General features: G+C 46.9%; 11 protein-coding genes. 3 read left to right on the top strand and 8 right to left on the bottom strand.

From position 1 onward, the window contains the following. Nucleotides 1-72 precede the first annotated feature (72 nt). Together HYN48_RS03425 and HYN48_RS03430 are read right to left on the bottom strand one after the other, a co-directional pair. Nucleotides 73-1,365 (bottom strand): OmpA family protein, encoded by a 1,293-nt coding sequence (locus HYN48_RS03425; protein WP_342747876.1) that lies wholly within the window; start codon nucleotides 1,363-1,365, stop codon nucleotides 73-75. A 314-nt stretch (nucleotides 1,366-1,679) separates the two neighbouring features. Next, nucleotides 1,680-3,488 (bottom strand): GNAT family N-acyltransferase, encoded by a 1,809-nt coding sequence (locus HYN48_RS03430; protein ID WP_108369799.1) that lies wholly within the window; start codon nucleotides 3,486-3,488, stop codon nucleotides 1,680-1,682. Between the two features lie 226 nt (nucleotides 3,489-3,714). Between HYN48_RS03430 and HYN48_RS03435 the strand changes: the two genes are divergently transcribed. Both HYN48_RS03435 and HYN48_RS03440 read left to right on the top strand, forming a co-directional pair. Then, nucleotides 3,715-4,476 carry an exodeoxyribonuclease III gene (locus HYN48_RS03435; RefSeq protein ID WP_108369800.1) on the top strand — a complete coding sequence of 254 codons (762 nt, stop codon included), beginning with the start codon at nucleotides 3,715-3,717 and terminating at the stop codon, nucleotides 4,474-4,476. A 177-nt stretch (nucleotides 4,477-4,653) separates the two neighbouring features. Continuing rightward, entirely contained in the window at nucleotides 4,654-5,616 is a 963-nt protein-coding gene (locus HYN48_RS03440) for an OmpA/MotB family protein (protein WP_108373330.1), read from the top strand. Between the two features lie 85 nt (nucleotides 5,617-5,701). Here HYN48_RS03440 and HYN48_RS03445 read toward each other — a convergent pair whose 3' ends face one another. The 6 genes from HYN48_RS03445 to HYN48_RS03470 all read right to left on the bottom strand — a co-directional run bounded on the left by HYN48_RS03445 (nucleotide 5,702) and on the right by HYN48_RS03470 (nucleotide 12,162). Continuing rightward, entirely contained in the window at nucleotides 5,702-6,961 is a 1,260-nt protein-coding gene (locus HYN48_RS03445) for a murein hydrolase activator EnvC family protein (protein WP_108373333.1), read from the bottom strand. A gap of 18 nt (nucleotides 6,962-6,979) precedes the next feature. Then, nucleotides 6,980-7,750: a lipoprotein insertase outer membrane protein LolB1 gene (gene lolB1 / locus HYN48_RS03450; RefSeq protein WP_108369801.1), complete on the bottom strand. Its 771-nt coding sequence runs from the start codon at nucleotides 7,748-7,750 to the stop codon at nucleotides 6,980-6,982. Next, on the bottom strand, nucleotides 7,750-9,096 hold the full coding sequence (locus HYN48_RS03455; protein WP_108369802.1) for a tetratricopeptide repeat protein: 1,347 nt from the start codon (nucleotides 9,094-9,096) through the stop codon (nucleotides 7,750-7,752). The genes lolB1 and HYN48_RS03455 overlap by 1 nt, the downstream gene beginning before the upstream one ends. 6 nt (nucleotides 9,097-9,102) lie before the next feature. Next, on the bottom strand, nucleotides 9,103-10,113 hold the full coding sequence (locus HYN48_RS03460) for a sugar phosphate nucleotidyltransferase (RefSeq protein WP_108369803.1): 1,011 nt from the start codon (nucleotides 10,111-10,113) through the stop codon (nucleotides 9,103-9,105). A gap of 89 nt (nucleotides 10,114-10,202) precedes the next feature. Then, complete coding sequence (dut, locus tag HYN48_RS03465) at nucleotides 10,203-10,637, bottom strand: dUTP diphosphatase (RefSeq protein WP_108369804.1); 435 nt, start codon at nucleotides 10,635-10,637, stop codon at nucleotides 10,203-10,205. Beyond that, nucleotides 10,615-12,162: a lipopolysaccharide biosynthesis protein gene (locus tag HYN48_RS03470; protein ID WP_108369805.1), complete on the bottom strand. Its 1,548-nt coding sequence runs from the start codon at nucleotides 12,160-12,162 to the stop codon at nucleotides 10,615-10,617. Before HYN48_RS03470 ends, dut begins: the two co-directional genes overlap by 23 nt. Nucleotides 12,163-12,282: 120 nt before the next feature. On the opposite strand from HYN48_RS03470, the gene HYN48_RS03475 reads away from it, so the two are divergent. Beyond that, complete coding sequence (locus HYN48_RS03475; RefSeq protein ID WP_108369806.1) at nucleotides 12,283-14,361, top strand: prolyl oligopeptidase family serine peptidase; 2,079 nt, start codon at nucleotides 12,283-12,285, stop codon at nucleotides 14,359-14,361. The last annotated feature ends 192 nt before the right edge of the window (nucleotides 14,362-14,553 follow it).

The raw sequence follows: 14,553 nt of genomic DNA on the forward strand, positions 1-14,553 counted from the left end.
ACCATTTGGATTAGATATAAAATAAAAAACCCTGAATCGCTTCAGGGTTTTTTTTATAATGATGAGGGAATACTATTTCACTTTGAATGTCACTCTTCTAACCAGTTTCCTTGCACCGGCAGATTCTTTGTCAACTGATGCATCCTCGCCTGCAGGAACTACGTTCAATCTTGAAGGATCGATTTTAGCTTTGATAAGGATGTTTTTCACACTGTTAGCCCTTGCCTGTGACAATTTATCGTTGTAAGGTGTCCTTCCGATTTCGTCAGCGTGACCGATGATGTCTACTGTAGCGGTAGGGTTATTCCTCAGGTAAGTAAGGATGAAGTCAATACCTTCAGTAGATACGTTAGTTGGTGTTGATTTATTGAAATCGTAATAAGTCGTTACATAACCGTCGTTGATCAGCGCTTTCACCAAAGCATTGTTGTTTGGCGTGTTGTTGATGTTGGTATTGTTGGCTGTGTTTCCGGCTCCGTAAGTCTTATTCATGTAGCTTTCCAACTCGTCAGGAACACCGTTTCCGTTAGCATCGACTGTTCTTCCTTTAGAATCAACAGCAACGCCTGTCATAGAATTCGGCTCTGCATCCAGGTAATCCGGCACACCATCCTTATCGGTATCGTTCAGCATGGTTTCAAGATCCCCAACCCTTTTCTTAAGCGCGTCAACTTCTTCGTCTTTTACAGAAGAATCAACATACCAGTCAGCATGCTCTTCGTGGCTTCCAAGGTATACGGTCAGACCGATAGTTCCTGAGAAAATACCTCCGGCAAATCCCCTGATTTGTCCTGTACCTGATGTTCCGTCGAAAGTCTTATCCTGGGAAACGTTTGTAATAGAGGTAAAATCACCTGTAATTACAACCCTTTTGGCCAGCTTGTATTGTCCTGTCAGACCCACGATGAAGTTACCGCCGCGGTCTGTATAGCTCAAATTGTTACTCCTGAACTGCATGTAACCACCTCCAAGGTGGATCAAAGCGCCAATTCTTTTAGTCCAGGTTTCAAAATTCATGATGCGTCCGATGTTGGCAACTCCCTGAATATCGGCCCTGTAATATTTTGTATTGAATGGCAATGAACTTTCGTTGTCCTGCAATTTGTAGTATCCGAAATCAAACTTGACCCCGAACTTGTTGTTAAACATATACCTTGCCCCGAAATCAGCGTTAAAGAAACTTGGTGTAGCACTGAAGTATCCGGGCGCAAATGGGCTTGAAGGCTTGTTTACACCCCCGTTCAGTTCCAACGACCATTTATTGAACCCGTTATCGACACTTTCCGGAGCAGTCTCAGTATCAGTTTGTGCACTAAGGCTCAAAGTACTAACGAAAGTTAATGTGAGTAAAAGTTTTTTCATCATTCTAAGTTTTAAATTTTTTACAAACATACGATTTTTTGCAATACGAAAGAAATAAATTTAACGAGTAAATCAGCGTATTTAAATCATAAAATAAGAATATTTTACAATATAGTGTAATTTGATGTAGATTTTTTTGAAAGAGGGGAAATTTTCGAGAGAAATCGTAATTTTATTAGTAAGTTAATAAATGATTAATTATCAATAATTTATCATTTTTTTTGTAAATTTTAAATTTGTTACAAATAAGAAAACTTATTTTATAAAATTGCGCACAAAATGCAACCGTACGGGTTCAAGAATGCTTTACCAATCGCTCAGAGTGCTTCGCCTTTTTCCAGAAGTTTCCGTTCCAGTTCGGCCTGAAATTCTTCCATGACGGGTTTCATGGTGCTTTCGGGGATGTCCGCAATCCGGATGTACATCAATCCATCCACGGCATTATTGAACATCGGGTCGACATTAAAGGCCACCACCCGCGCATTCTGCTTGATGTACTTCTTAATCAGTACCGGCAACCTGAGGCTCCCCGGTTCGAGCTCATCGATGATCTTATCGAACTTATTCAGATCCGATTCCGCTTCATCGAAAATAAAATCCTTATCCGCATCCTTGAGCTTTACCTTGAATTCCTTTTTGGCGTGTACATACTGCGCGATATAAGGGTCGTAATAGTTAGACTTCATGAACTCGATCATGAGCGACTTTGAAAACTCAGAGAACTGGTTGCTGATGCTTACGCCGCCCAGCAGGAACACATGCTCCGGATAGCGCAGCGTGGTGTGTATGATGCCTTTCCACAAAAGAAACAGCGGCATCGGCTTTTGCTGGTACTCCTTAATAATGAACGCGCGACCCATCTCGATTGATTTGCTCATCATGTCGTGCAATTCAGGCTCAAAACGGAACAATTCGTGCAAATAGAATCCTTCAATCCCATTCTTCGGGAAAATCTCAGAGCCCAGCCCCATGCGATATGCCCCGGCAATCTGGCTGGTTTCCTCATCCCACAGGAACATGTGGTAGTAGTAATTGTCGTAAGGGTCGAGATCCGTCGACTCATTGGTGCCCTCACCAACTTCGCGGAAGGTGATCTCACGCAGCCTTCCGATTTCATGCAGGATGTTCGGGATCTTATCGGCTTTGGTAAAAAACACCTCATAGTTCTTACTCTGCAGCAAACGGCAGTCCAGTTTCCTGAGGCTTTCGACCTCGCGCACGAGCATGTCGTTGCTCGCCGCATTCGCGATCTTTTTTGGGCTCTTCGGAATTTTAAGCGTCGGTGTGTTGAGTAGTTTTTGCTCCTTTTCAAAAGGATTGGCGAGCATGTAGGTTTTCTTTCTCAGGAATTCAGAATATTCCTCAATCGTCTCGTGCTCATTCTGCTCGCTTACCGAAATCGGCTTCCCGATACGGACCTTGATAATCCGGTCTTTCTGCGAAAATAATTCCGATGGCAGCTTCGCCGTACGCAGCGTGTCGCCAATTTTTGAAAGCATGTAAAAAAAGTGGCTGTTTTTCGCATGGAAATAAATAGGAACGACGGGTACCTGTGCCTTGCGGATGACTTTAATCGCACCTTCTTCCCATTCTTTGTCCACCACCAGTTTTCCATCTTTATATGTGGACACTTCACCGGCCGGGAACATCCCGAGTGGCTTCCCGTCACTCAAATGCCGCAGTGTTTCCTTGATCCCGACCACACTCGACTTTGCATCTTTGTGGTTTTCGAACGGATTCACCGGCATGATGTACGGTTTCAGCGGCTCGATACGGTGCAGCAGGAAATTGGCAATAATCTTGAAATTCGGTTCGCGCTCGAGCATCAGCTTCAACAGCAAGATTCCGTCAACACCGCCCAACGGATGGTTCGAAATGGTAATGTAAGCGCCGTCTTTCGGCAGTCTCTTAAGGTCTTCCTCAGGAATCTCGAAACGGATTTCAAGCTGGTCCAGGATCGCATTGAGGAATTCTACATCACTGAGGTGCTTGTTCTTGTCATAAATGGCATTCAGTCGCGAGATCTTCAGCACCTTCATCAGCAGCCAACCTGCAAAAGTGCCGAGAAACCCGTACTTTGTCGCATTGATTGCCTTAGCCACTTCCTTTGCGGTTACTAAACCCATTTGTTGTCTTGTTTTTTAGGTGAAAACAAAGATAGAAAAAAATGCCAACCGCGAAATTGAATTGCTCATTATGAATCAGAATTATGAATTAAGCAAAGACAGCCGATTCCGATTTGGAAATCACATTTACAATTGGGATTTGTGCATATCTCTGTTGACAGTTTTTCTTTTTTGATTTTTATCCTGCGGCGTTTTCCAATATTTTTGAAAGATATCCTCGATTTACATGAAAATAATCTCTTATAATGTCAACGGAATACGCGCCGCGATTGCAAAAGGCTTCCTCATCTGGCTCGAACAGGCAAATCCTGATGTGATCTGCCTGCAGGAAATCAAGGCAACACCGGAGCAGGTGCCGCTGCATGAGTTTGAAAACCTGGGCTACCATTACCATTATTGGTATCCCGCACAAAAGAAAGGTTACAGCGGCGTCGCCATCCTGTCGAAAATAAAACCGAACCAGGTCGTTTACGGCACCGGCATCGGGCATATGGATTTCGAAGGCCGCAACCTGCGCGCGGATTTTGACGATGTTTCGGTCATGAGCCTCTACCTGCCTTCGGGAACAAACATTGACAGGCTCAGCCACAAATTCATTTACATGGACGATTTCCATAATTACATCACTGATTTACGCCTGCGCATCCCCAATCTGATCATCTGTGGCGACTACAACATCTGCCACGAACCGATTGACATCCATGATCCGGTGCGCAACAAGACTGTTTCCGGGTTTCTGCCTGAAGAGCGTTCATGGCTCGATGTCTTTATCAATAGTGGGTTTGTCGACAGTTTCCGACATTTCAACAAAGACCCGCACCATTATACCTGGTGGAGCTACCGCGCCGGTGCCCGTGGCAACAACAAGGGCTGGCGAATCGATTATATCTTGGTGAGCAAGACCATAGAGAATAGGTTGACGCGCGCTGTGATCCTGCCTGACGCAAAGCATTCAGACCATTGCCCGGTGCTGGCTGAGATTCAGTAGTTGCCCATCGCTGCTGCACGCGGTGTCTTTTTGTTGGGATAACAGCCGTTGGACAGCCTGCCCGGTGACAAAAATAAAGAGTATTGCCTGGGCATTTTCCCACGTACGGGTCGCCTTCATACAGGTTGGTGCCCCATATACAATGAACAATTACACTACAATTTAAATATCGAAAAAATGATCAAGAAAGTTTCTGTCGCCTTACTAATTATGGCATTGTCCACCTCATGTGTGTCTAAAAAAGTATACACTGACCTGGAGAACAAATTCGCCGACCTGAAAAAAGAAAACCGTAAAATGGCCGATGACAACGAGGCCCTGCTCGCGGACAAGAACAAACTCGAAATCGACCAGTCTAACCTTCAGAAGGAGTACGACAAAACCAAATCCGAACGCGACAAACTGCAGGCCGACCTCGCCGCCGCGAATGCCAATATGAAAACATTGCAGGCTTCCTATTCCGCTTTGGAAAAAAACAGCGATGATGCTTTGCAGTCAAATATGACCAAAAACCGCGAACTGCTGGCCAAACTCGAAGCCAAGGAAAAAGCGCTGGCCGCAGAGCAGGAGCGCATCAACAAACTCATGGCCGATTTCCAGGAGCGCTCGAACCGCGTCGCCGAACTTGAGGAAATGATGGCCTCGAAAGAAGCCGGCATGAAGAAACTCAAGGAAACACTTTCAAAGGCACTGAACGCTTTCGAAGGCAAAGGGCTTACGATTGAGCAGAAAAATGGGAAAGTATATGTGTCCATGGAGAATAAGCTGCTTTTTCAAACGGGCAGCTGGACCGTCGGTGCGGAAGGCAAGAAAGCCGTCACCGAACTCGGAAAAGTGCTTGCGCAAAATCCGGACATCAGCGTGTTGATTGAAGGGCACACCGACAATGATAAGTTTGCCGGTGCCGTGGGCGGGGTGGAAAATAACTGGGATTTATCCACCAAACGCGCGACTGCCGTAGTGAACATCCTTTCGGAAAATAAATCCATCAACAAACAAAACCTGACCGCCGCCGGCCGCGGGGAATTTGCGCCTATTGCCTCAAATGACAACGCGGAAGGCAAGTCGAAAAACCGCCGCATTGAAATTATCTTGACGCCAAAACTGGACGAAATCAGCAAGATGCTGAATGACTTGTAGAAGCCCTTCAGCGGTTGGAAATAAAAAAGCGGCTTCAATCTGAGCCGCTTTTTTTATGGGTTTGAATCCGGGAAAACATATCGCACTACATATTGTACAACCAGCTCGCCGGGTTCTGGTAGGTCGTGTTCTGCGAAATCATGAACTTGATTACGGTTTTTCCCGTGTCGTTATTATGGCGCACCTTGCCAATCGCCTGTTTGGTCGAGACCTTATCGCCGATGCCTACCGAAACACTACTCAGGTTTTGGTATATCGTAAAAAAATCACCATGCTGAATGACTACGGCCTTGTTTATGGGCGAGGTAATCTGGACACTTTTCACGATTCCGCCGAATACCGCGCGGGCACTGGCATCCCTATCTGTCGTGATTTCCACACCGCTGCAATGCACGGTTAGCGAACTGATCTGCGGGTGTGGCTGGTCACCATAACGCAGGCTCACAGTGCCTTTCTCTACAGGCCATGGCAATTTTCCCTTATTCGCCTTAAAATTATCCGAAACCAGCTTGGCTTCGGGTGTCAGCACAATCTTAGTAGAGGTTTCAATCTTTTTGGTTTCAGCGGCAGTCGTCGTTTTGGGGTTGGCTTTGAGGTTTGCAGCCGCGGCCTTCTTGTTGGCTTCCGCAATGGCGGCCCGCAGCAACTTATCAATCTGACGGTCAATGGCGCGGCTTTCCTGTTGTTTCTTCTTGATTTCGGCGGCTATTTTCTTTTTGTCTTTCTTAATCGAATTGACCAGTTTTTCCTGCTCCTGCTTTTCCTGCTCGAGTTTCCTGCGTTCCTGTTCCTGCTCAGCCAGCAGTTTTTGCTTTTCGGTTTGCTGCACGTCAAGTTTGGTGTTGAAACTGGACAGCTCCTGCTGCTTTTTCGCGATTTCGGCACCCTGTGCCCGTCTGTAATTCGCATACTGCTTCATATACTGGGCGCGTTTGTATGCCTGCAGGAAATTTTTGGACGACAGTAAAAACATCGCCCGGCTCTGCTGCGAACGGCTTTTGTAGGACTTGACGACCATTTTCGAATATTCCGCCTTCAGGTCAGTCAGGTCACGGTTCAACCTGTTGATTTCAAGCTGGTTGATGTACATGTTGTTCTTGAGGATTTTTGCCTGCTTTTCGGTGGTATTGATGAGCTTTTCGCGCAGCTTGATTTTTTCGGTCTGCTGGGCGATGATCGTCGTAACCGATTTCTGCTTCTGGCTCTGTGATTCGAGCAGGCGTTCTTTCTCACGGATTTCCTCCTGGATTTCGGCTTTGCGCCGCTCAAGCTTTTCCTGGTCTGCCTGGCTCCAGCATAGCGCTGAAACAAAAAAGAACAGTAAGGTGGCAATGGTTTTTGGCATATCGATCAGGTTTTGCATCTAGTCAATATTGACTCTTTCATACCCATCAGGCGCACTGTAGGGAAAGGTAAGGTCTTCGTTGAAGGTCACAGTTTCGTACTCAATGTTGATGGCGGTTTTCTTTTGGTTGTCATAGGCCTCGATCTTAATCTCGGACGGCAGCATCATCACAGGGTATTCCTTGTAATTCGGGTACGAAACATGCAGCATGCGGTTCTTCTGGATCTGCTCGATATCCTGCTTCTTGACCAGGAATTTCGAGGCTTCAAAAAAGAACTCCTTCTGGGTGTCGCGCCCATTGAGGTCTTCCAGTTTGTAAAGGTTGTCTTCGATTGACGACTTGTATTTGCCTTTAGCCAGATCGTCCATGGCCTGACCGATGAGCATGTGCTGCACTTTATAAAAATCCAGGTCGGTGCCCAGCCATTTGCTCAATGTCGAATAATTACCTTCAAAGAATTTGCCATTGATTTTTTCATAGTACTTCACTTCCGTCGGGGTAATGAGTGCTTTGGCCATCGTAATGCCCAACACCCTAATGCTGACCAGGATCTTTTCATCCCTTTTAATCTTGATCTCGGCATTGACATTCTGGGATTGCCTGTCATCTTTATAGGAAACGCGCGCCTTAATGTAAAGCGTGTTGAAATCGCGCCTGGTGGCATAGTGGCTCTCGATGACCTTGGCTGCAGACAACGCCGTGGTCGCAATGGTTTCAGACACGAGGCCTTTGGTCGCCTTGCACGATGCGAGTCCGATGAGAAGCCCGAAAAGGATATACTTTTTCATTATTTTTTCTTTTTTAGCAATTGATCCGCTTTCAGGAAATACTGTTCCTTTTTTCTGGCGTCGCCCAAACCGTTCCAGGCTTCACCGAGTTGGATGTTAAAATTGATTTCCATATCGCGGTTGTCGACTAGGTAATCGATTCCGGCTTCGAGCGTGTCTTTGGCTTTTTTAAAATTCTTTAGCTGGTTGTATGCCAATCCTGAGAAATAATACAATTCCGGCTGCAGCGGGTAGAGCTCGATCAGCGCGTCAGCCTTTTTTGCCAAAACATCAAACTGCCGGTCTTCGGCGTAAGCCTGCATCAGCAACAGCTTGGTTTCCAGATCATCAGGATGGTTCGCCGTGTCAATCTCATAGTATTTGGCGGCTTTGGCCCAGTCTTTCTGGTTTTGGTAAAATTTACCCAATTCCTTGGCCGCATTGACGCTTTTGTCATCACTCACATAACCGATTGCCTTTTCAAGATCGGCATCGTATTTCGGATTGGTCTTGGTGAAAATCAGGAACTCGTTGATGATTCGCTGCTTGACCTTATTATCGATCTTGCTGCTCTTTAACGCCTGATTCATCGAAGCCACCGCCTTATCACCGTCATTATTGTTCAGGTGGAACTTGAAGAGGCTGACCTGCGCCCAGTCTGATGTCGGGATTTCCTTCTCAAGCTGCCTTGCAACTTCCTGTGCTTTTTGTTCCTGGTTGCTGTTGGAGTACAGGTAAATCAATGCGATGTAATTCGACTCCTCTTTGGGATTCTTCCTGATCTGTTCGAGCAGGTTGTCTTTCTCGGACCCTTGGTACCGGGTGTCCTTCAGGATATCAGACTTATAAGCATCCCGTTTGTCGGAATGCCCGGCCGATTCGTTGAGTTCATTAATTAACGTCAGGGCTTTATCAAACTGGCCCGTTTTCATGTACAGCGAAGTGAGGTCTTCCTTGTAGCTCTCATCAAACGGGATGAGTTTCTGGACCAGCGTAATCGAGTTGTTGTAATCCTTCGTTTCGTAAGTGACATCATACATCCCGGCGAGATACCAGCGGTTATCCGGTTCGAGCTGCGAGGCTTTCTCATAGGAATCGTAGGCCTCTTTGTAGCGTTTCAGGTGCAGGTAATTTTTGCCGAGTTCGCTAAGCACAACGGGATTATTCGGCTGTAGTTTGAGGCATTTTTCCAATGATTCGATTGCCTTGTCATAGTTTTCGATGCCTTTCTGTTTCAGCGATTCAAAAAACGATTCCTGGAACTGGTCGGTCACTGCGGCAATGTCCTCAGGCTCGGCCTGTGCATGCAGCGGCTGCGGACTGACACCGGCAAGCAATACAATCAATAGTAAAAAAATCCTCTTCATATTTTATTATTCTAAAACCGAGTAATCGCCTATGCTGATGCTCGTAAATTTACCGTCGAAAATGGCATGACTTCCCACCATGGCATTGTCCAGGTCGGCGTTGCGTATTTTTGAATGCGTCTGGATCAGGCTGTTCTTTACCGAGCTGTTGATGATATGACAGCCGCGCCCCAGCGAGACATTGGGTCCGACGGTTGCATTGATCAGGATCACATCCGGCCCGATATAACACGGCGGGATGATTTTCGAGTTTTCCGCCTTGACATGCGCATCGACCAGGTCTTCACCATCGGCATTTAGAAACGCCAGCATCCGCGAGTTGGTTTCCACGGTAACATTCTTGTTGCCGCAATCCATCCACTCATCGACTTTCCCGGGCACAAACCTGAGGCCTTTCACTTTCATGTTTTCCAGGCCATCGGTCAACTGGTATTCGCCACCTTTTACAACATTATTATCAAGTAAATATTGTAATTCATCGCGTAAAGTTTCACCGCTTTTAAAATAATAGATTCCGATGATCGCCAGATCTGAGACAAATGTCTGTGGCTTTTCGACAAAGTCCGTAATCTGATTGTTTTCGTCTAATTGAACTACCCCGAAAGCGCTTGGGTCGTCCACCTGTTTTACCCAAATGACGCTGTCCGCGGTAGTGTCTAGGGTGAAATCTGCCCGGAACAACGTGTCAGCATACGCCACCACAATCGGTCCCTGCATGGATTCTTTAGCGCACAGGATTGCGTGTGCGGTCCCCAGGGCTTCATTCTGGTAGTATATCGTGCCTTTGGCACCGAGCTTCTCGGCGATGGCAATCAGGTCTTTTTCAACATGCGTCCCGAAATCCTCGTGGATGATAAATGCGATTTCATCGATATGCTGGTTGATTACTCCCGCGATGTCTTCAACGAGACGGTGCACAATCGGTTTTCCGGCAATCGGGATCAGTGGTTTCGGGACGGTTAATGTGTGTGGCCTCAAGCGGGAGCCGCGACCGGCCATGGGTACTATTATTTTCATGTTAAATAATTGAATTTTTAAAATGCGGAGGCGAAACTCCGGTTTTCCGGACCGCTTCCTATTTATTGGTTCTCGATATTTCTTATAAATTATTTCACCCCCGTACTGCCAAAACCCCCTTCGCCGCGCAAAGTTTCACTGAGCATGTCTACCTCTTGCCATTCGGCGCGCTCGTGCTTTGCAATAACGAGTTGTGCGATACGCTCGCCGTTTCCGACGGTGTAATCCTCATTCGATAAATTTACTAAAATCACGCCGATTTCCCCACGGTAATCCGCATCAATCGTTCCGGGCGCATTCAGTACCGTGATGCCATTTTTTGCGGCCAGTCCGCTGCGGGGCCGGACCTGCGCTTCGTACCCTACTGGCAGTTCGATAAAAAGGCCGGTTTTGATAATGGCCCGCTCCAGCGGTTGTAATATCACCGGCCGGTCAAGGTTCGCCCGCAGATCCATGCCAGCCGAGGCAATGGTTTCATAATGGGGCAATGCGTGTTGTGACTTATTGACGATCTGGATCTTCATCTGGATTTTGGGTGTTTGGTATTATATCTTTTGCCGATGGCGCCGCCTGTTTCCGGCTCAGGATGGCCTGCAGCGTCGTTTTTTCGTTGTAATATATGAAATATAGGAAAATCAGCAGGAAGGCGAGGCCGATGGCGTAATTTTCCCTGAAAACGTAAAATGAAAGCGCGGAGAGCAGGATGGAAATACCTAAATAGCTTCCGATTTTTTTACTGTCGTACGGGATTGGGTAATGGCGGTTGCCCCAGATATAGGAAATCAGCATCATACTGCCGTAGGCGGCAATCGTCGCGATGGCCGAGCCCATATATCCGTCATAGCCGCTGTTTTCAAACAAAGGGATCAGCATGAAATTCAGCGCCAGTGTAATGACCGCCCCAATGACCGAAATGTATGCGCCAATGTAGGTCTTGTCGATTAATTTATACCACACTGAAAGATTCGTGTAAATTCCAAGGAAGAAATTGGCAAGGATAATCAGCGGCACGACTTTCATCGCTTCCCAATATTCGGGATTCGGAATCATGACTTTCTTGAACAAGTCTGCGAAAACGATCACAAAAAGCAATATGAACGATCCGAAGATCACAAAATATTTGGTGATCGTGGCGTAAGTCTGGCTGGCGTTGTCCTTGTCGGCATGGCTGAAGAAAAAGGGTTCAATGCCCAGCGTGTAGGCCGTGCGGTACAGCACCATGAACAGGCCGAGCTTGTAGCAGGCCGCATACACACCGACTTCCGCTTTGGCGATGTTCGCGGGCAGTAATTTCTCGAGCAGGATCTTGTCGAACTGGTCGTTGATTGCAAACGCGATTCCGGCGACGAGAATTGGCAGGCCGTAACCCATCATCCGTTTCCAGAGCGCGAAATCAAACCGCCACCTGATGTTGAAATAATTAGGGGACAATACCAGCAGTGTGAGGCCGCTCGCAATAATATTGGATATAAAAATATAGCCGGTCTGGAAATCCCGGAAGTAAAATCCGGCCAGGAACGAGTCCGGCCAGGCGGTCGCAATTTTCGGCAGGTAAATCAGGAAAAAAAGATTCAGCAGCAGGTTGACGACCACATTACCGATTTTTACAAACGCATAAAACAGGGGTCGGCCATGCGCGCGCAATTTCGAAAACGGCACGACCGCGAGCGCATCGAGTACGATGATCCAGATCGTATAGGTGATGAACCGAACGTCGAAACCGATCAAATGCGCAAGTGCATTGCGAAACAGCAGTGCGCCGCCCAGAAATGCTATTGACGACCAGAATATGGATATCGTAGCGGTCCTTATCACATTATCCTTATCGGATTCCTTATTGTAAAAGCGGAAAAACGACGTTTCCATGCCGTAGGCAAGAATGACGTTGAAAAAAATAATGTACGAGAAAATCACATTAACCGAACCGTATTGGGCGGTATCGAGTAATTTCACATATAAGGGTACGAGCAGGAAACTGAAAATCCTCGGTAACACCGTGGCAAGTCCGTAAATGGCGGTTTGCTTGAAAAGATTTTTGTACAGGCTCAAAGGTATCGGTCGTTTTATGGCCCAAAAATAACCAATCTTTGCCGTTTGTAGCCTGTGTAATTATATTTTGTTGCCGCAACTGACCCTTAATCATATACTTTTACGGTGAAATTCTTTATCATGAAAAAAATCGCGTTGCTTTGCCTGCTGTTCCCGTTTTCTGTTCTTAAGGCGCAGCTGCCCGAAACCAGGAAGACGCCAACTATCATCACGCGCCACGGCCTGTCCTACACAGACGATTATACTTGGCTGCAGCAGATGGATTCCCGGGACACCGAAAGCTGGGTGGAAGCCAACAACCGGAATACCGATGCGGCCATTGCCCTCGCACGGAAATCCTATGATCCGATCTCTAAAATCAAGGAATACGATTACCTGTCGTCGAACCCGCTGCCCGTAAGGCGCGGCGCTTATTTTTATTCGCGTTATCGCACCGACAAGAATTTCCCGGCCGCATTGTACTATCGCAAAACACTGGCCGGCGAGGCGATAGAACTGGTCGATCCTTATAAAGTGACCAAAAACAAGAATGTCGTGCTCGACGGGTATGCGCCGTCCGCAAATTCAGTGTATATGGCCTACATGCTGACCCAGAATGGCGGCGACCGCAAGGAAATCCGGTTTTGCACGTTTTCGGGCTCGGCTAAAGTCGACGAGGTGATTTCAGATGTGAAATTTTCCGGAGTAAGCTGGAACCGCGACAAGGGTGTGTTTTACAAAAAGAATATGAACAGAAGTACCTTCGCACGTGATTCGACGTATCAGTTGTTTTATCACAGGGTTGGGACGGAACAAAGCGCTGACAAATTGGTGCTTGACACCAGTAAAAACGACGGGACCATCAGTTTCCACACACAGGACAATTACCTGTTCGTGAATGAATCCAATCCGAAAACCGGAAAGACAAACTACTATTACTGCATTCTGGACGACGAGGAATTTGATTTGGTAAAATACTATGAAAATGAGGTGCCGGGCTTTCATTTTTTCGGGTACAGCGACGGGAGGATCTATTATGCCTCCGGAAAATTTGATTGGGGCGACATCCGTTCATTCGACCCGAGGCATCCGGAAGACGACGTCCAGGTGGTCCCGCAGTTGTACCAGAATCTGCTGGTCTCACTGACAATTTCTGACGAATACCTTTTCTGCAAATACAAGACCGTGAGTAAGAACTATATCGTTGTGTATTCCAAAACCGGGCAGTTTGTAAGGAAATTTGATGCGCCCGCAGGCATGGATTTCGACCTGCGCTTTTATGTAAAAGATACCAAGGAACTGTTTGTAACCTTTTATTCCACCACCATTTCTTTCCAGAATTTCCGTCTCAATATTGAAACCGGTGATGCCGGTTACTATTACAATGAATACATCAAACCGAAGGTTTTACTGTTTCCGCTTGATCATTTCATCACCAGGAACATTACCTACAACAGCCGCGACGGCGTGCCGGTCCCGATTACGATTGTATACCGTAAAAACCTTACGCTGGACGGCAACAATCCGACGCTGCTTTCAGCCTACGGTGGCTTTGGGAATGTTTCCGGACCCGATTATGATACCGGCTTGTTGTATTTTCTCGAAAAAGGCGGTGTCTATGCTTTTGCCGAAGTTCGTGGCGGCGGCGAAAAAGGATTGGGATGGCATCGTGACGGGAAGGATGAAAACAAGCCCAATTCAATCCATGATTTTGTCGATGCGGCCGAATTCCTGATTGCTGAAAAATACACTTCGCCGCAAAAGCTGGCCATTACCGGAGGCTCGCATGGAGGGTTGGTCGTTGCCGGCGCAGTTATTGAAAGACCTGATTTGTTTAAAGTGGCTGTGCCTTATTCCGGACGTATGGATGTGCTTAGTATCGACGAATATACTTCAGGAAGATTTCACCTGGAGGAATACGGCAATCCGAACGACAAGGCGGATTACGCAAGGATGCTGGCCTATTCACCGTACCAGAATATCAAAGATGACGTAAACTACCCGACGATGCTGATTGTAACTTCTGAAAACGACGACCGCGTACCGCCTTTGCAGTCCTACAAGTTTGCGGCCAAAATGCAAAACCGTCCCGCACAGAAAAATCCGGTGTATCTCAGGACACAGCGCAATTCGGGGCACTCGGGCAAAATATCCACCTACCAGGACCGTAAGGAAGCACAGGCGGATTTCTTCGGGTTTTTGCTTTACACATTAATGTAAGTAGGACTGCGTCAGGGATTGCCTTCGGTCAGTTCGGCCTTTGGCCCCTTATGCGGCGGAAATTCTTTCAACAGATGCCGGAGCGGAGCGCAGGCAATCTATAAAAAGATTGCAGTGAAAAGTCCGGGCCGCAGGCAACGCCCAAAAAAACAAAAACAAAAAAGCCGATCAAATGACCGGCTTTTGCTATTT

Source organism: Flavobacterium magnum, assembly GCF_003055625.1.
Lineage (GTDB): Bacteria > Bacteroidota > Bacteroidia > Flavobacteriales > Flavobacteriaceae > Flavobacterium > Flavobacterium magnum.